The sequence below is a fragment of the Nitrospirota bacterium genome (genome assembly GCA_035516965.1).
Classification (GTDB): domain Bacteria; phylum Nitrospirota; class UBA9217; order UBA9217; family UBA9217; genus MHEA01.
On the sequence record DATIZR010000027.1, the window covers coordinates 13,518 to 29,740 of the forward strand.

Annotated in this window: 16 protein-coding genes; 15 read left to right on the forward strand and 1 reads right to left on the reverse strand. The window is 59.1% G+C overall.

The annotated features are described in order from the left end of the window. Window positions 1–351 precede the first annotated feature (351 nt). The 14 genes from VL197_03165 to VL197_03230 all read left to right on the forward strand — a co-directional run bounded on the left by VL197_03165 (window position 352) and on the right by VL197_03230 (window position 10,273). Complete coding sequence (locus VL197_03165) at window positions 352–639, forward strand: HU family DNA-binding protein (protein ID HUJ16969.1); 288 nt, start codon at window positions 352–354, stop codon at window positions 637–639. Between the two features lie 48 nt (window positions 640–687). Then, on the forward strand, window positions 688–1,470 hold the full coding sequence (gene ccsA / locus VL197_03170) for a cytochrome c biogenesis protein CcsA (GenBank protein ID HUJ16970.1): 783 nt from the start codon (window positions 688–690) through the stop codon (window positions 1,468–1,470). Between the two features lie 129 nt (window positions 1,471–1,599). Beyond that, window positions 1,600–2,316 (forward strand): cytochrome c biogenesis protein ResB, encoded by a 717-nt coding sequence (locus tag VL197_03175; protein ID HUJ16971.1) that lies wholly within the window; start codon window positions 1,600–1,602, stop codon window positions 2,314–2,316. Between the two features lie 148 nt (window positions 2,317–2,464). Further along, window positions 2,465–3,532 carry a tRNA 2-thiouridine(34) synthase MnmA gene (gene mnmA / locus VL197_03180; GenBank protein HUJ16972.1) on the forward strand — a complete coding sequence of 356 codons (1,068 nt, stop codon included), beginning with the start codon at window positions 2,465–2,467 and terminating at the stop codon, window positions 3,530–3,532. A 145-nt stretch (window positions 3,533–3,677) separates the two neighbouring features. Continuing rightward, the gene (locus VL197_03185) at window positions 3,678–4,028 is read left to right on the forward strand and encodes a LysR family transcriptional regulator (protein HUJ16973.1); all 351 of its coding nucleotides are present in this window, start codon (window positions 3,678–3,680) and stop codon (window positions 4,026–4,028) included. Continuing rightward, on the forward strand, window positions 4,025–4,819 hold the full coding sequence (locus tag VL197_03190; GenBank protein HUJ16974.1) for a substrate-binding domain-containing protein: 795 nt from the start codon (window positions 4,025–4,027) through the stop codon (window positions 4,817–4,819). The genes VL197_03185 and VL197_03190 overlap by 4 nt, the downstream gene beginning before the upstream one ends. Before the next feature lie 10 nt (window positions 4,820–4,829). Beyond that, window positions 4,830–5,678, forward strand: coding sequence for a substrate-binding domain-containing protein (locus VL197_03195; GenBank protein ID HUJ16975.1), 849 nt, complete (start codon window positions 4,830–4,832; stop codon window positions 5,676–5,678). 19 nt (window positions 5,679–5,697) lie between these two features. Next, window positions 5,698–6,516 carry a substrate-binding domain-containing protein gene (locus VL197_03200; protein HUJ16976.1) on the forward strand — a complete coding sequence of 273 codons (819 nt, stop codon included), beginning with the start codon at window positions 5,698–5,700 and terminating at the stop codon, window positions 6,514–6,516. An 84-nt stretch (window positions 6,517–6,600) separates the two neighbouring features. Continuing rightward, window positions 6,601–7,305, forward strand: a complete 705-nt coding sequence (locus VL197_03205; protein ID HUJ16977.1) for an ABC transporter permease — start codon at window positions 6,601–6,603, stop codon at window positions 7,303–7,305. After that, complete coding sequence (locus VL197_03210; GenBank protein HUJ16978.1) at window positions 7,302–7,949, forward strand: ATP-binding cassette domain-containing protein; 648 nt, start codon at window positions 7,302–7,304, stop codon at window positions 7,947–7,949. Before VL197_03205 ends, VL197_03210 begins: the two co-directional genes overlap by 4 nt. 159 nt (window positions 7,950–8,108) lie before the next feature. Beyond that, window positions 8,109–8,933: a GAF domain-containing protein gene (locus tag VL197_03215; protein HUJ16979.1), complete on the forward strand. Its 825-nt coding sequence runs from the start codon at window positions 8,109–8,111 to the stop codon at window positions 8,931–8,933. 13 nt (window positions 8,934–8,946) lie between these two features. Next, window positions 8,947–9,327, forward strand: a complete 381-nt coding sequence (locus VL197_03220; protein HUJ16980.1) for a response regulator — start codon at window positions 8,947–8,949, stop codon at window positions 9,325–9,327. Between the two features lie 221 nt (window positions 9,328–9,548). Then, window positions 9,549–9,989, forward strand: coding sequence for a hypothetical protein (locus VL197_03225; protein ID HUJ16981.1), 441 nt, complete (start codon window positions 9,549–9,551; stop codon window positions 9,987–9,989). A gap of 98 nt (window positions 9,990–10,087) precedes the next feature. Further along, window positions 10,088–10,273, forward strand: coding sequence for a hypothetical protein (locus VL197_03230; GenBank protein HUJ16982.1), 186 nt, complete (start codon window positions 10,088–10,090; stop codon window positions 10,271–10,273). Between the two features lie 593 nt (window positions 10,274–10,866). Here VL197_03230 and VL197_03235 read toward each other — a convergent pair. Continuing rightward, on the reverse strand, window positions 10,867–11,418 hold the full coding sequence (locus VL197_03235; protein HUJ16983.1) for a YaeQ family protein: 552 nt from the start codon (window positions 11,416–11,418) through the stop codon (window positions 10,867–10,869). Window positions 11,419–11,917: 499 nt separating this feature from the next. Between VL197_03235 and VL197_03240 the strand changes: the two genes are divergently transcribed. Further along, complete coding sequence (locus tag VL197_03240; protein HUJ16984.1) at window positions 11,918–16,123, forward strand: anhydro-N-acetylmuramic acid kinase; 4,206 nt, start codon at window positions 11,918–11,920, stop codon at window positions 16,121–16,123. Window positions 16,124–16,223 lie beyond the last annotated feature (100 nt).

Genomic DNA, 16,223 nt, shown 5'->3' on the forward strand with positions numbered 1-16,223 from the left:
CGATAAATTATCATAAAGGCGGCAGTCAAGTCAACTCCGAAAGGACGCAGGTGCTGCATCCACCGGTCTCTTGCAAAAGCGTCCACCAAGAGTGCCGGAATAAGCATTATCGGTACTGCGGGATGATTACGCTCACTCCGCAACGGGGCTGGTCAGGGCCCTCGCTCGCGTTGAAGATGCCTGCAGCGCGCACGTGTGCGCCATCTCGTGAAAATGCGCCGCGAAACGCGGACATTGAAAAAATTTCTCTTGCTATTTCATGCCAGACTGTATATACTTTTCCCCGAAACAGCACCTAATCTGCCTTTGGGCAGTTAGAATTTTTTAATTTTTTTAAAGGGAGGATTTTTTATGGCAAAAGCCATGACGAAGTCTCAGATTGCTGATTTTGTCGCGAAGAAGGCAGACATCAAGAAGAAGATGGCGGTACAGATCCTGGAAGACATTGCAACGCTCGCCTACAAGGAAGCCAAGAACTCCTTCACGCTGCCAGGGCTCGGCAAGCTGGTGCTCGTTCAGCGCAAGGCCCGCATGGGCCGGAACCCTCAGACCGGCGAGGCGATCAAGATCCCGGCCAAGAAGGTCGTGAAGTTCCGCGTGGCAAAAGCCGCAAAGGAAGCCATTCTCGGCAAGAAATAATCCCATCGTACCTGGTCTGACTCCAAAAGGCATTCCGGAACATCCGGAATGCCTTTTGTTCTTCACCCGCATGCAGCAGTGACGAGGCTCGTGCGCGCCGCGGTTCACGGAGTTGGTTCCAAGCCTGCTATGCATCTACTTCTTATTCTTCTATATTCGCTGGGGCTCTACCGCCTGCGCTTTGTCCTGCCCGCGCTTCTCCTGCACGCCGTCCTCATCTCGGGCACGGCAATGATGTTCGGCAGGATACCGCTCATGGGCATGCGCGAAACGCTCGGTTTTCTCGCTTTCGCGATCGGCGCTCTCGCGCTGGTCCTGGGCTGGAACCGGAAGCGCGATCTCTTCACCTCTCTGTCCATGCCGCTTGTCATCCTGCTTCTGGCGGGCTCGTCGCTCTCCGCGCCCGTGGAGCACTCCCTGCCGCCGGTTCTCAAGACCATCTGGTTCGAGCTGCATGTTATCCTTTCCTTCGTGTCCTATGCATTGTTCGCCATCGGCGCAGTCTACGGCGTCCTTGCGCTCGCGGAGGACGAACCGGGCGCCGAGAAAAGCCAGTACAGCTGCCTGCTCCTGGGCTACGTTCTCTTCTCCACGGCGATGATCTTCGGCGGCATCTGGGCCTACCTCGCGTGGGGGACCTATTGGCTTTGGACGCCGAAGGAGCTCTGGACCACGATCGTGTGGCTCTTCTACGGCCTGTACCTGCATGCGCGGCTCGTGCGCGGCTGGACAGGGCCGAAGGTCATCGGGATGGGCATCGCCGGGTTCATCATCGTCCTGTTCACGTACGCGGGTGTCGGGCTCTTGATGAAGAGTTCCCATGAGTTTTAAGAAAAGAAGGCGGACGTGGATTTGTTCGGGAAAAAACGGATACGGCAGGGCGGGAGCAGTGTTGAACAATTCATGCATCATCGATTCGCGGCTGCTCGCGGACACCTGCGTTCCGCATGAGCGGGAACCATGAAGAACTTTTTTCTTTCGCTCAAGACAGCGGTCTGGACGCTCTTTGTCCTGATCTGCCTCTTCTTTATCGGCTCGGGCCTGATGCCGGCGTACCGCGATGTGTTCGCTCCCCTGAACGACGACCTTCTTCTGAACTGGATCAAGGGTGCGGCTGCGGCGAACCCGTGGCAGACGTGGTGGTTCTTTGCATCCCTTGCAGGCCTGGTTGTGCTCACGATCAACACGATTGTCTGCAGCATCCAGGCAGTCTCGTTGCGATGGTCCCGCTCCGAATTCCTGCTCCGCATCTCGCCGCAGGTCATGCATGCGGGCTTCCTTCTCATCCTGCTCGCGCACCTGCTCAGCGCCGTCTCGGGGTACAAGCTCTCCGGCATGCTTCCCGAGGGAGGATTCGGCAGGCTCCCGGAGGACCGGGCAGTGCTCCTGCAGGAGGTCCGCGTAGAAACCGATGCAGCGGGATATATGACCGACTGGACAGCATCGGTCTCCCTGTACGAGAAAGACCGACTCGTGAAGAGCGATGCCCTGCGTCCGAACAAGCCCGTCTTCTACCGGGGCGTCGGCGTCTACCTGAAGACCCTGAACTTCGACCGGGGGCCGGCCGCCTTCCTCATGATCGTGAAGGACCCGGGGGCGGTCTGGGCTCTGGCCGGCGGCCTGCTATTCATGCTTGGCTCGGTCACCCTGCTTGCGCTGAAATGGAAAAAGGCGTAAGGTTAGTTGTTGACGGGAAAGAACGGCAACGGATTCTGCTGCTGGGACGACGTCGATAACGCCATCTGTCGTGATAACTTTGGATCTAGCATGCGGTTTCTGACTCTACCCAAGCGGTGCATCCACCCGGGCATTCCTATCCCTTCGCGTGCATTCGCGGCAGGACCTAGGCCACTCCATGAATAAGCGCGTACTCGTAGCCATGAGCGGCGGCGTGGACAGCTCCATCGCGGCGGCCCTGCTCAAGCAGCAGGGCATGTCCGTCGAGGGCGCGACCATGAAGCTGACCGCGGGGCTTTGCTGCGACATCAGCGCGGCCCAGGCAGTGTGTCAACATCTTGGCGTCCCACACCGCATGATCGACGCCCGGGACCGGTTCTCCGAGTCCGTGGTCCGGGACTTCATTTCCGAATACCGCCGGGGACGGACGCCGAATCCCTGCATCACGTGCAACGACCTCGTCAAATTCCGGCTGCTGCTCGACTACGCCCGCTCACAGGGCTTTGACCATCTTGCCACCGGCCATTACGCGCGCATCGAGCAGGACCCAACTACTGCGCGGTATCTGCTGAAAAAGGGCATCGACCCGGACAAGGACCAGAGCTACTTCCTCTACCGTCTGAAACAGGAGCAGATGCGGCACATTCTCTTTCCGCTGGGAGGCATGCGCAAGGCGGATGTTCGAAGGCTCGCGGCCGGGCTCGCCCTTCCCGCGGCTGAACGGCCCGAGAGCCAGGAGATCTGCTTCGTCCCGGGCAATGACTATCGCTCGTTTCTCAAAGAGCATGCGCCTGAGACGCTCCGGCCGGGAGACATGGTCATGATTGATGGAAAGGTGGTCGGCAGGCATGACGGTGTTGCTTTCTTTACCGTCGGACAGCGGAGAAAGCTCGGTATAGCCGCGGGTGAACGGCTGTATGTCGTGAGCGTAGAGCCGGATACGAACAGGGTCGTGCTCGGAAAACCGTTCGAGCTCCAGGCCAGCGAGATGGCAGTAGCGAACCCCAATTTCGTCGCCGTTGATAAGCTTCATGAGCGCACGATTGTCACGGTCAAGATACGATACCGCTCGTCTTACGCGCCCGCTGTCATTGAACCGGCCGGTCCCGACAGGGTTCGCGTGGTGTTTGAACAGCCCGTTCCCGGCGTCTGCCCCGGCCAAGCCGCGGTCTTCTACGACAATGACATCGTCGTGGGCGGCGGCGTCATCGAGTAAACGTCCTTTCCTGCGCGCCGCACATCATGCGGTCCGATCCTCACTACTGATCTTTCTCCTTGCCCACCGTTATTCCCTATGATATATTACGACTATGCGGAACGCGCATCATCGCAGCAGCTGAAACGCGAAGCCCACGCCGGGGTTGCGCGGCCGCATCTGGATCGATGGGCCCGAAGGGACCTTCATCGGGTACGGACGGGTCGTCCTGCTCGAGCGCATCAGGGAGCAGGGGTCTATCACGAAGGCCGCAAAGTCAATGCAGATAGCGTATCGCCACGCCTGGGACCTGGTGGACTCCATGAACCGGCAGGCGAAGGAGCCCCTGGTGGAACTGGCCACGGGCGGCAAGGGCGGCGGCGCGCGGGCCACAAAAGAGGGTGAGCGCGCGATCAAACGGTTCCGGCGTTTCTATGATGATTTCCAGTCATTCCTGAAGCGGGAAGAAAAAAACTCCAGCCCTGACGGCTGGACAACAGAGGAGGCGCACCCATGATGAAGAAGCGGACCAGACTGATCGTTGCCTCGACGACCAGCACCCAAAACTCAGGTCTTTTCAACATTCTGATTCCCGCCTATGAAAAAGCGACGCGCTATGACGTCTCCGTGGACGTCATCGCCGTAGGCACCGGCAAGGCGATCCGAATCGCCAAGAAAGGCGGGGCGGACCTGCTTTTTGTCCATGACCCCTTCAGGGAGGAGAAATTCGTCGCAGAGGGATACGGCGTCAACCGGCGACCCGTCATGCATAATGTGTTCGTCATCGCCGGTCCGCAGAGGGACCCGGCAAAGATCAAGGGGGTACGAACGGCAGTCGAGGCCTTCGAGTTGATCGCCGAAACGGGCTCCCCCTTTGTGTCCCGGGGAGATGATTCAGGTACGAACATCAAAGAGCTGGATCTGTGGGATGATGCCAGCATCAATCCGAAAGGCAAGGGATGGTATTTCGAGACCGGCGGAAAGATGGGTGATACCCTGCTGCTCGCGGACCAGAAGAAGGCCTATACCCTCACGGACATCGGCACGTTCCTCAATTATGAAAAGCAGGTCGACCTGAAGATCCTGTTCCAGGGTGATCCGCTCCTTAAGAACAGCTACAGCGTCATCGCCGTCAATCCCGACCGCTTTCCGAATGTAAGCTACCGCGAGTCCATGGACTTCATCGCCTACGTCACGTCGCCCGAGGGCCAGGCCGTCATCGCGAAATACATAAAGCACGGCATGCGCCTGTTCAATCCCGACGCCGTTCAGAGCGCCGCGTCCTCAGTGCGGCGAACGAAATCATAGGAGGCATGCCATGTTGAGCCGTATCGTGCCTTTCCTTGCCGTATTCCTGGCCATGTCAATCTGCCCGCAGCTCAATGCCGCGGAAACAGCGCCGACGAAGCTCATGCTCGCAAGCACCATCGGCCCCATTGACGCGGGCATTGTGGGGGCGCTGGAAGAGGCGTTCACGAAGAAGACGGGCATACTCGTCGAGCATACCGGAGCGGGCACGGGACAGGCCCTGAAGCTTGCCGAGTCCGGGCAGTATGACCTCGTTCTGGTGCATGCGAAGGCGCTCGAGGAAAAATTCGTGGCCGACGGGTTCGGCACGAAGCGCTACGACCTCATGTACAACGACTTCGTGATCCTCGGCCCCGCAGCCGACCCGGCGGGGATCCGGGGAATGCGGGATGCCGCCGGAGCGCTGCGCAAGATCGCCGGCACGAAGGCGCCCTTCGTGACGCGGGGCGACAAGTCGGGCACGAATGTAAAGGAACTGGAGGTCTGGAAGAAGGCGGGCATCGAACCACAGGGTGCCTGGTATACGGTATTCGAACAGGGAGCAAAGGGGAACGCTCCGACCCTTGCCTTTACCGACGAGAAACAGGCCTATACGATCATGGACCGGGCCACCTATGTCACGATGAAAGCAAAGATATCCCTACAGGTGCTTGTCGAACAGGATGACGTTCTGCTGAACTATATCACGCTTATCCCGGTAAGCCCGGCCAGGTTCCCGCAGGTGCGCCACCGCGAGACGATGCAGTTCGTCGAGTGGCTGCAGGGCAGGGAAGCGCAGACCATTATCCGTGACTTCGGCAAGGACAAGTATGGGGAGCCGCTTTTCTTCCCCAATTCAGCGGAAGGGGAAAAATTATAATTTTACTGAGACGGAGGGCATGATGAGAGGGTTTTTCGTACTTATTTCGGTATTCCTGATCATGGGCAGCGCGGCTGCAGTTTCTGCCCAGACGCGCATTCGCATGGCCTCGACCACGAGTACGCAGAATTCCGGGCTCTTTGACTATCTGCTGCCGATATTCGAAAAAAAAACCGGGATCAAGATCGACGTTGTTGCCGTGGGAACCGGCGCATCGATCGAGATCGGCAAGCGCGGCGATGCCGACGTGGTGTTCGTTCACGCCAAGGAGCACGAGCTGAAGGCCGTAGAAGAGGGGTTCTTCGTGAACCGCCACGATGTCATGTACAACGACTTCCTCGTCATCGGCCCCACGAACGATCCGTCGAAGATCAAGGGCATGAAGTCGGCGACCGAGGCGTTCAAGAAGATCGCCGACTACGGCTCACCCTTCGTGTCGCGTGGGGACAAGTCCGGCACGAACACCAAGGAGCTTTCGATCTGGAAAAAGGCGGGTCTTGAACCGGCGGGCAAGAAATGGTATCTTGAGGTCGGCCAGGGCATGGAGAAGACCCAGCGTGTTGCCGACGAGAAGCGGGCCTACACGCTCACGGACCGCGGCACCTGGCTCGCCACGAAGGACAAGGACAAGCTGGACATGATCGTAGTGCTCGAAGGCGATCCAACGCTCTTCAACCAGTATGGGGTCATGGCCGTGAACCCGGAAAAAGCAAAGACTGCGAAATACAAGGAAGCGATGGAATTCGTGAACTGGATCATCTCCAAGGAAGGCCAGGACGTAATAGCTTCCTTCAAGGACAAGAACGGCAACGCACTTTTCATTCCGAACGCGAACTAGGACGCAGGGCGGGCACGGACCGGTACGACACAAGCGAGTCGATACCCCCAGTATACATCCCCGCGCCGGTCCGTGCCCTTATCTATGGATTCAATCGCCCAAGGTTTTATCCGCGCATTTGATCTTATCCTTCACCTGAACGCCGAACTCTTCGGCATTATCCTCCTGTCCCTCAAGGTGTCCGGTCTTGCCCTCCTGGTCGCGACCATCCTGGGCCTGCCCCTGGGCGCGTTGCTCGGCCTGAGGCGATTTCCCGGCCGCGACCTTGCCATCAGCTCCATGAACACGCTCATGGGTCTCCCTCCGGTGGTCGTCGGGCTTTTCGTCTATCTCCTCATTTCCCGCAAGGGGCCGCTGGGGTTTCTCGGACTGCTCTACTCACCGTCGGCCATGATCATCGCCCAGACGATCCTAGCGCTGCCGATCGTAAGCGCGCTCTGCCACTCGGCCATTGTGAACGTTGACCCGGTGATCGGCCAGGCCGCACGAACGCTTGGGGCGACGCCGGGCCAGGTGACCATCACTATAATAAAGGAAGCGCGGTACGGCATCCTGTCCTCGATCATCGCGGCCTTCGGCAGGGTCATGGCAGAGGTGGGCTCCATCCTGATCGTGGGCGGCAACATCGCGGGGTACACACGGGTCATGACAACGACCATCGCCCTCGAAACGGACAAGGGGAACTTCGAACTGGCCCTCGCCCTGGGCATCATCCTGCTCGCGATCTCGTTTTTTGTCAACGCCGTACTGCATGGCGTTCAGAAGAGGGGGGCAATGCCGTCACCATGAAGCTGGCCGTTTCCCATATCAAAAAAGCCTACGCGGGCAAGGCCATCCTCCAGGACTGCTCAGCGGTCTTTGACAAGGGGGGGATCTCCGTGCTCATGGGCCCCAACGGGTGCGGCAAGTCCACATTCCTCAGGATCTGTGCCTTGCTTGAAGAGGCCGACCGGGGCGAGCTCCTCTTCGGCGACGACAGCGCGCCGCTCACGCACGACCTTGCGCTCAAGCGGCGGATCACTCTCGTGCTTCCCCGCACGGGCATATTCAACACCACGGTCTTTCAAAATGCGGCCTACGGCCTCAGGGTCCGGGGAAGGCGCCCGGCAGAGGTCGCCGGGCCGGTCCGGGAGGCCCTCGCGTTCGTGGGCCTCGAGCAGAAGAAGGACCAGCAGGCCCGCACGCTCTCGAGCGGGGAGACACAGCGGCTCGGCATTGCGCGGGCGCTCATCATCGAGCCCGAGATGCTGTTCCTCGACGAGCCCACGGCCTCGGTGGACCAGGAGAACACCGCGATCATCGAGTCGATCATCCTCGATATGAAGAAGCAGGGCAGATCCACGGTCATCATGGCCACGCACGACCGGGACCAGGCGGAGCGGCTTGCAGACCGCGTACTGGTCATGAACCGAGGAATGATCGAGGAACGCTGAGACCGCTGAGCGGCCCCACCGCCAAGAATTGGCCTTGATAAATTCGGCGCACTTTACTATAATAGGTTACATTTTCGACCGCGTGCATCCGTCCGTGAGGGTGCGAAGGGATGGCATCGTTTTGATGTTGCGTGCAGCAGCGGGAATGAGGAGGGTCTGATGGACAAGGAACCGGCATCTATCTCCAAGAGGGTCGAGGATTTTCTCCAGGTCTTCAAGAAAGGCGAGGAGTTCACGCAGGAGCTGCTCAAGGAGAACGAGAAGCTCCGGTACCGCGTCGCGCAGCTCGAGGAACTCACCAAATTCTCGGACCGCGAGGGCAACTTCAAGGTGCACTCCATGGAGGAGCGCATCAAGTTCCTTGAGGATGAGAACAGGAACCTGCTCGACCGGTACCGGCAGGTCGAGGAGGAGAACAAGGACTTCGCCAACCGCTACATCGAGGTGGAGGCCGAGAACAACAACCTCGCCAACCTGTACGTGGCCAGCTACCAGCTCCACTCGACCCTGGATTTCAACGAGTCCCTCAAGATCATTCTCGAGATCGTCATGAACCTGATCGGCGCCGAGGAGTTCTCGATCATGATGCTCGACGAGAAGACGAACGAGCTCACGATCGTGGCCCAGGAGGGCATGGGCCCCGAGGCCCGGGCCAGCGTAAAGCTTGGCGACGGGACCATCGGCACGGCGGCCAAGGCGGGCGAGGCCTACTACCGGGAGGGCGACCCGACCGACCTAGGCGGGGTCGACTACCTGCACCCCCTGGTCTGCATTCCCCTCAAGATCAAGGAGCACGTCATCGGCGTCATTGCCATTTACAAGCTGCTCGTGCAGAAACAGGCCTTCTCCAACGTGGACTACGAGCTCTTCTCGATGCTCGCCGGCCACGCGGCGACCGCGCTCTTCTCATCCAAGCTCTACTCCCAGTCGGAACGCAAGCTCACGACCATCCAGAGCTTTCTCGATCTGCTGAAAGAAAAATAAACGGAGGTTGGCAATGCCCGAGTACAATTTTCTGGTGGTGGAAGATTCCCCGACGATGCGGCAGCTGATATCCTTCGCGCTCAAGCGCATCCCGGGAAGCAAGATCGTCGAGGCCAACGACGGCATCGACGCGCTCAAGAAGCTTTCGATCCAGAAGTTCGACATCATCCTGACCGACATCAACATGCCGATCATGGACGGCCTGAAGCTCGTGTCCATGGTCCGGAACGACCCCGCCCACAAGGGCATCCCGATCGTCATCATCACCACGGAAGGCGCTGAGGAGGACCGGAAGAGGGGTCTCGCGCTCGGCGCCAACGCCTACATCCCAAAACCGATCCAGACAGCGGACCTTCTGACTGTCGTGAACCAGATTCTCGGGGCCAAGACCTAGTCCGCAGCATTTTGAAAGCATCACGCAAGGAAGGACGAGAGACGATATTGTTTCTCGTCCTTTTTGGTTGTCTGCGAATACCGGGGGAGGGCAAGAACCCGAGGGGCTTGGAAGAAGAGTGATTGCCAACGTGAAGACGGGCGGAGAAACAGGCGCCTTGGAGACGACGGAATAGGGCAAGTATCAAGTCCGAACCAGGAGAGTCCATAGGAGCAATGCACATGCAAAAGATGATCACCATTATGGCAGCGCTGGCGTTTTCATGCGCAACAGCAGCAGCCGAAGAGCACTTCGGGGTGAAGGCTTACCCCAACGTCAAGACCGACGCTTCGACGGACCGGTACTGCAGGCAATACGTGCAGGAGAGCGAGAACGCGGCAAGAAAAGCCGGCAATGCCTCGATCGGGACAGAGGCCTATTGCTTTCGTACGGGCGACGGCTTTGACAGGGTTGCGGCCTTTTACCGGAAGCAGAAGGGCCTCGAACTCCTCGGCAATATCGCGAATAGACCCGGAAACAGGGCCGCGGTATTCTGTCTTCCGGAAATGCGGTGCGCTGCCCTGGGCAACGGCGTGGACGTGACCATAACGTCGCCCTGGATCGACGATAAGAAGAGGCAGAACGACGTCATGATAACGATCAGGGAGAGCAGGCAGAAGTAGGGGTCAGGGAAAAGACCTGACAGACGTATGCGGGGAAAAGAACGTATCGGGATCAAATCCTAGATGTTGATTAATATGCAAAGAAAGATTTGATCCCGGTGAGACTTGAATCGAAACTGATCGAACCCCGCAGCACTTTAATGGTGCTCTCCATGCTCTCCATGATCATGGTCTCCATGATCACCATGGCCGTGTTCTTCATGTCCTCTATGACCGTCGTCCACCGGTACGAAAACGGGAAAGCAACCGCTGGATACGAGCAGCAGGACCCCGATTATCATTAGTCTAATTTTTTTCATAGTAGTATAGTATTGTCATCCTTCACTTGTTTCTTTCGGATTGTCTCAGTTTTCTGACAACTGATGCCGAGGTTCTTCCGGCAATACCCGATTGAATATTTACATTATAGCATCGTTTTTTCAAGCTGCTGACACCGATGACGGCTGCTGCTCTCTTTCGCAGATCATTACTGAGTTGCTGCGACGGGCGAACACGAGAAGGGGGTCTTCCGGGCCTGGTTTCTCTTCTTGCCGCTTATCCTCGCTGTCTGCAAAAGTTCCCTCTTACGCAACGGTCTTAAAATAATGGGTACGGTGAAAGCCGAGTCCGCCGGCCTTTCCGTCCCGCTACATCGCCGGCTAAGCATTGCATGACGTGAACCGTCCCCTCCTTTTTTCCAGCACCGTCTCAAACCCCGGACTGATGATCCTAATCGCTTCCACTCAAATGGAAGAAAGACGACCATCGATGGCGCTATTGGAATTGCACGAGAGCGAAGTGGATCGCCAGTTAGAGAAAGGTCAGGCAATATAATAATACTTTCGACACTGAACCCGCATTTATCCGTGTCAAAGGTCTTGATTCATTGGCGGCCGGATTATGAAGGAGACAGGACCGTTGCCTTGGTCAGGTCCAGGTGCACTGTTTCCCGTTCATCGGTCACCCACACCTGGTTGTCCTGGATGGTGAATTGCAGTTTCATGCTGCGCTGCGCCAGCCTGGCGAGGGCCGGGGGGGTCGTCGCGGGCAGGTTTATCACGGTCAGATTCCTTAAGCGTCCGAGACTGTTCCTGATCTGGTTCAGCCAGACGTCAGCGCCGTGGCCGCCGAAGCTGTAGATATATACCCCTGCCGCGCGTCCACAGGCTCTGCGAATGCGTTTTTCGTCGGGTTGTCCCACATCGATCCAGAGTTGGACCCCGCCGGTCAAATCCTTCTGCCAGAGCGAGGGTTCATTATCGGACCCGATGCTGTCGCCAAAGACCAGCGCCTCGTGGGCGTGCAGGGCAAAGGCCAGAAGGCGCACCATCATGCGCTCGTCTGTCTCGGAGGGGTGGCGGGCGATGGTGAGGCTGTGGTCGCCGTAGTAGTTGCGGCCCATGTCGGAGATCTGGAGCTCCGCCTTGAATATGGTTGATTTCAGCGCCATGTCGTCATTGTCCCGGAGAGTTATAACTACCCACGGAGTAAGGAGAATACAGTAAACCATCCAGCAGGGCAAGGGAATTTACATAAACTACACGCAGGTCTTAGGGTGAGGCCCTTTATTGAGACCTCCGCCTGGTTCTCTGCTACGGAGATTTTAGTGCCTTCTTCTCGCCTTTCTGATGATAAGGCCGTCGCATGCGCATAACAGACCTTTCCTGCTTTTGTTCTTTTCTCTGACCGCTATCCTCAAAGAAACCTTTACCGGTTCTTTCCTCCATACGCAGCCCTGGGTGCTATACTTGACTCAACTGAATCATTCGTCGATCCAAATCGATCCCCTCAAGCAAGAACGAGCCGGATTTGAACATCCGGAGTTGTCTGTCGGGAACAAAGATCGCTCTCCTGTATTTTACCGTCAAGTTTAACGCCGCGAACCGCGTGGTCTGGGCGCTTGCTGCCGCAGAGCGTTCATATTGCCCCGTGGAGAATTGAGGGAAACCATGCCGAACATCCTGCCCATGAGTCAGAATGCATTATTGCAGGAAAAGGCGCCGCAACCGTTCTGTGTGGGCGCGAACATCGGCGCCATAACGGTGAAGGCAGTGGCCTTGCGTGGGGACGATGTCTTCTCCAGCGTGAAGGCCCATCAGGGCCGTCCCCTGGAGGTGCTCGGGGAAATGCTCGTCGGGAAGGAGTTTGACGGAGCCGACTGGTTCGGGGTGTCCGGCCGCCGGGGGCACATCACCGAGGTTGCCGCCATACAGCGGGCTTTGGCTGAGTTGGGGGGCGATTTCGATGCCGTCGTCTCGCTGGGCGGCGAGTCCTTTCTGGTGTATCTCCTTACGGACGGAAGGATCGAAAATGTGCTTTCGCACAATAAATGCGCTGCCGGAAGCGGCGAGTTCTTTGTGCAGCAGATCGGCCGGATGAGGCTTACTATCGAGGAAGCGATCCAGCGCTCATTCAGCGGGAAGGTCGTACCCCTGGCAAGCCGCTGCTCGGTCCACTGCAAGTCGGACATAACCCACAAGCTCAACCGGAATGAAGCGAGCCCCGAGGACATCCTGCACACGCTGCATGACAGCATGGCCGACAAGGTGATCTCGCTGCTCGAAAAGGGGCAGCAACAGCTCAAGCGGGTGCTCGTCATCGGCGGCGTATCCCGAAACGCCGCCCTTTTGGCAGCTTTGCGAGAGAAGCTTCCTTCCACGGAAATCGTCGTCGCAGCGCAGAGTCTTTGTTTCGAGGCCTGGGGGTGCGCTCTGCTCACGCGCGACGACCCTCGCTACAGCTCTCCGCAGATCTCGCTTCAGCCGATCCTGGACAGCTTTCCGCCGCTTCATCGCCAGGCTGACAGGGTGCAGGTCATCGCGCCGGTGCCGCGGCAGGCGCCTCCGGAAGGTCTGCTCGTCCTTGGTCTTGATGCGGGGTCGACGACGACCAAGGCGGTCCTGCTCGATCCGGCAACGAGGGCGGTGGTCGCATCGCACTATACCCGCACGCGCAGCGACCCCGTGGCAGCGACGCGCGAATGCCTCAGGGTCATCGGGCAAGAGGCCGGCAACCTCAGGGTCGGACTTATCGGGACCACCGGCTCGGCCCGGGAACTGGTCGGCGCTTACCTGGGCACCTCCCATGTGTACAATGAGATCTCCGCCCATGCTACGGGAGCAACCCACTTCGACCCCGACGTGGACACCATCTTCGAGATCGGCGGCCAGGACTCCAAGTACATCCGCCTCAAAAACGGCGTGCCTGTCGATTACGCGATGAACAATGCCTGCTCTGCCGGCACCGGGTCTTTTCTGGAAGAGAGCGCCCAGGGGGACCTCGGCATCACCGTGTCGGAGATCGCAGAGGCCGCGCTGGCCGCGCCGTCCCCGGTGCAGCTCAAGGCAACCTGCGCTGCTTTCATCAATTCCGACATCCGCATCGCTTTCCAGCAGGGACAGTCGGCAGAGAACATAGTTGCCGGGCTGGTCTACGCGATCGCCGCGAACTATCTCACCAAGGTCAAGGGGCCGCGCGCCGTGGGCAAAAAGGTGTTCCTGCAGGGCGGCGTTGCCCTGAACCGCGCCGTGGGCCACGCCTTTGCCCACAGTGTAGACCGCATGGTCGTGATCCCCCCCAGCCCGGAACTGATGGGAGCGCTGGGCGTCGCGCTCCTGGCCCTCACACGGTCTCATGACACCCTCGATACTGAGACGGACCTGCTCTCCCTGGCCAAAGCCGAGATGGCGTCCCCGGGACGCTTCATCTGCAAGGCATGCCGGATGCACTGCAGCATCGACCGCTTCGAGGTTGGGGGCCGGCGTTTCCCCTTCGGCGGGCGCTGCAGCCTTTACGAACATGTGTGGAAGAGAAATACCCACGTTGTTGCGGCGGCGGACCTGGTGGAGCAGCGTGCGGAAATGATCTTTGGAACCACGAACGATCAGGTCGAAAGGCCGGCAATGGATCGTGTTCAGCCGACCATCGGAATTCCGAGAGCGCTTTTGACGCACTCGCTCTACCCGCTCTACTCGGTCTTCTTCAAGGGCCTGGGACTGAACGTTGTTCTGTCCGGTCTTGACCCCAAGGGCGAGCTGAAGTCCTATTCAGGCTTTTGCTTTCCCGCGCAGACAGCGCACGGAGCGATCCTGGACCTTGCCAAACAAGGCGTGGATGCGGTCTTCCTGCCCCACGTGAAGCGCATGCCCCGGACCGGCCCGTGCCGTGATTCCTACCTCTGCCCGATCACCCAAGCCAGCCCCTTTTTCCTTGCTGAAGCATTCCCCAATGTCCGCTTTCTTTCCCCGGTCCTGGATTTCACGCGCGGCTACGAATGCGGCCTGGAACTGGAGGAGATGACCAGCCGCGAGTTCGCGATCGGACGCGAACGGGTTGGGCAGGCTTGGGAAGCGGCAAAGAGCGCTCAGAAGAAGGCTGAACGCGCCATGCGGGAGCTGGGGCAGCATGCCCTGGAGCAGGCGCTGTTCGAAAGAAAACCAGCGATCGTGCTTGCCGGCCGCAGTTACAACGCCTACGCAGCCGAGGCGTCTCAATCAATCGGTAGGAAGCTGTCCAGCATGGGCGCGGCAGCCATCCCCGCTGATTGCCTGGCGCCGGTCGAAGAAGGGCCCTTTGCATGGCACTTCTCCAACCAGGTCCTGAACGCCATGACCCTGGCCAAAAAATATCCGAACCTGTTCCTGGTCTGCATCAGCAATTTCAGCTGCACCGTGGACGCCTTTACCCACGCAAGGGTCGCGTCCGAGATGGGCGCCAAGCCGTACCTGATCCTCGAGATCGACGCGCACACCGCCGACGCCGGTGTCCAGACCCGTCTCGAAGCGTTCCTGGACATTGTTCATAACTATCAGGCAGCACCGGCCGTTCAGAGCGCGCAGTTCTCCCTGTGCAGGACCGGCGCCGGGAGTACGGTCATCCGTTCAGAGGGAGAGACCGTATCCATGCAAGATCCGCGGGTACGGTTTTATTTTCCCAATTTCTCCGAGGTCCATTCACAGGCGATGGCCATGGCGTTTCGCTGGATGGGCCTGCACGCCGGCAAGATCGCTCCGCTGGACCGGGACCAGCTCGAGCGGGGCCTCCAGTATACGTCGGGCCGCGAGTGCCTTCCTCTGCCGCTCTGCATCGGACAACTGCTCAAGATCAACGAAGAGCGCGCACGCGGCGAGATAGCGGGATTTTACATGCTGGAGGGCGGCGCGCCCTGCGTATTGGACGCCTACCTGGACTTTCTCAGGCGCTTCATCGTCGAACAGCGATTGCCCGACCTGTTCCTGTTCGTCCCGACCGCAGAGAACGGACGGAGCGCGATCGACAGAATAACACTCGCTAAGAACACAGCGCTCACGCTCCTCGCGGCGGACCTCCTCGTGGAGATCGAGCACGTTCTCCGTGTTGTCGGCGCTCCAGGCAGCGTGGATCAGCTCAGGCAGGAGTGGCAGCGGCTTGTGGACGCAGCGGACTCGGAGGCCCGGTTCCAGGCCGAGCTGCCCGGATTCGTCGAGCTGATCGCAGCGCTGCCGCGCACGCGGGAGCGGCGGACCTGTCCGCGGGTGATCGTCATGGGTGACTTTTTCACCCGGTTCAGCCCGTTCTTCATGGACGGCGTCCGGGACCTCTATTCTGAACGAGGCATAATCCTGAAGCCGGTTGATATGACCGACCTGCTGCTCTATCACACCTATTACGGGGTGACCGAAGCGGCCCGCGAATGGGGCATGAAGCCGGGCGGCCTTGCTTTGGCCAAGGCCTGTTCGAGGATTTTCCAGAGGGACGGAAAGCAGTATCTGCAGCACTGGCTTGCCTATCAGGCGGAGAGACGGGTCGAGGGAGAATACCGGAGGCTGTTTGAGAAAACAGGCCTTCTCGTGGCAGGTCCCAATGATGCAGCTTCCCTGTTCGAGAAGGCCTCTGATCATGTGTCGCCGGGGATCTACGGCGAGATTGTCCCGACCGTAGGCCGGGGATTGGAGGCCGAGGCCCTGGGCTACGATGGGATCATCATCATTGGGCCGTTCAACTGCCTCCCGTTCCGGATCTCGGAGGCGATCCTGAAACCGCTCAGTATCCGGCACGGGATGCCTGTTCTTACCTACGAGAGCGATGGCTACGCGGTCTCGCCGACGGTCCTCCGGCAGGTGGACGTCCACATCCAGCAGGTCCTTGAACACGCGGCCAGGGTTTCCACGGCATAGGATACGACGCTTGCCTGCATTTGGGGGTTATCACCGGACACGGATGACGCAGAATGCGGGCCTGGCAACCTTTTGTTCGCGATGACTCGTTGCTACGAGC

What these genes read in the sequence shown, in the direction of transcription:
- VL197_03165 (HUJ16969.1), top strand. Translation starts at nt 352, where the DNA reads ATGGCAAAAGCCATGACGAAGTCTCAGATTGCTGATTTTGTCGCGAAG.
- ccsA (HUJ16970.1), top strand. Translation starts at nt 688, where the DNA reads ATGCCTTTTGTTCTTCACCCGCATGCAGCAGTGACGAGGCTCGTGCGC.
- VL197_03175 (HUJ16971.1), top strand. Translation starts at nt 1,600, where the DNA reads ATGAAGAACTTTTTTCTTTCGCTCAAGACAGCGGTCTGGACGCTCTTT.
- VL197_03190 (HUJ16974.1), top strand. Translation starts at nt 4,025, where the DNA reads ATGATGAAGAAGCGGACCAGACTGATCGTTGCCTCGACGACCAGCACC.
- VL197_03195 (HUJ16975.1), top strand. Translation starts at nt 4,830, where the DNA reads ATGTTGAGCCGTATCGTGCCTTTCCTTGCCGTATTCCTGGCCATGTCA.
- VL197_03200 (HUJ16976.1), top strand. Translation starts at nt 5,698, where the DNA reads ATGATGAGAGGGTTTTTCGTACTTATTTCGGTATTCCTGATCATGGGC.
- VL197_03205 (HUJ16977.1), top strand. Translation starts at nt 6,601, where the DNA reads ATGGATTCAATCGCCCAAGGTTTTATCCGCGCATTTGATCTTATCCTT.
- VL197_03210 (HUJ16978.1), top strand. Translation starts at nt 7,302, where the DNA reads ATGAAGCTGGCCGTTTCCCATATCAAAAAAGCCTACGCGGGCAAGGCC.
- VL197_03215 (HUJ16979.1), top strand. Translation starts at nt 8,109, where the DNA reads ATGGACAAGGAACCGGCATCTATCTCCAAGAGGGTCGAGGATTTTCTC.
- VL197_03220 (HUJ16980.1), top strand. Translation starts at nt 8,947, where the DNA reads ATGCCCGAGTACAATTTTCTGGTGGTGGAAGATTCCCCGACGATGCGG.
- VL197_03225 (HUJ16981.1), top strand. Translation starts at nt 9,549, where the DNA reads ATGCAAAAGATGATCACCATTATGGCAGCGCTGGCGTTTTCATGCGCA.
- VL197_03235 (HUJ16983.1), bottom strand. Translation starts at nt 11,418, where the DNA reads ATGGCGCTGAAATCAACCATATTCAAGGCGGAGCTCCAGATCTCCGAC.
- VL197_03240 (HUJ16984.1), top strand. Translation starts at nt 11,918, where the DNA reads ATGCCGAACATCCTGCCCATGAGTCAGAATGCATTATTGCAGGAAAAG.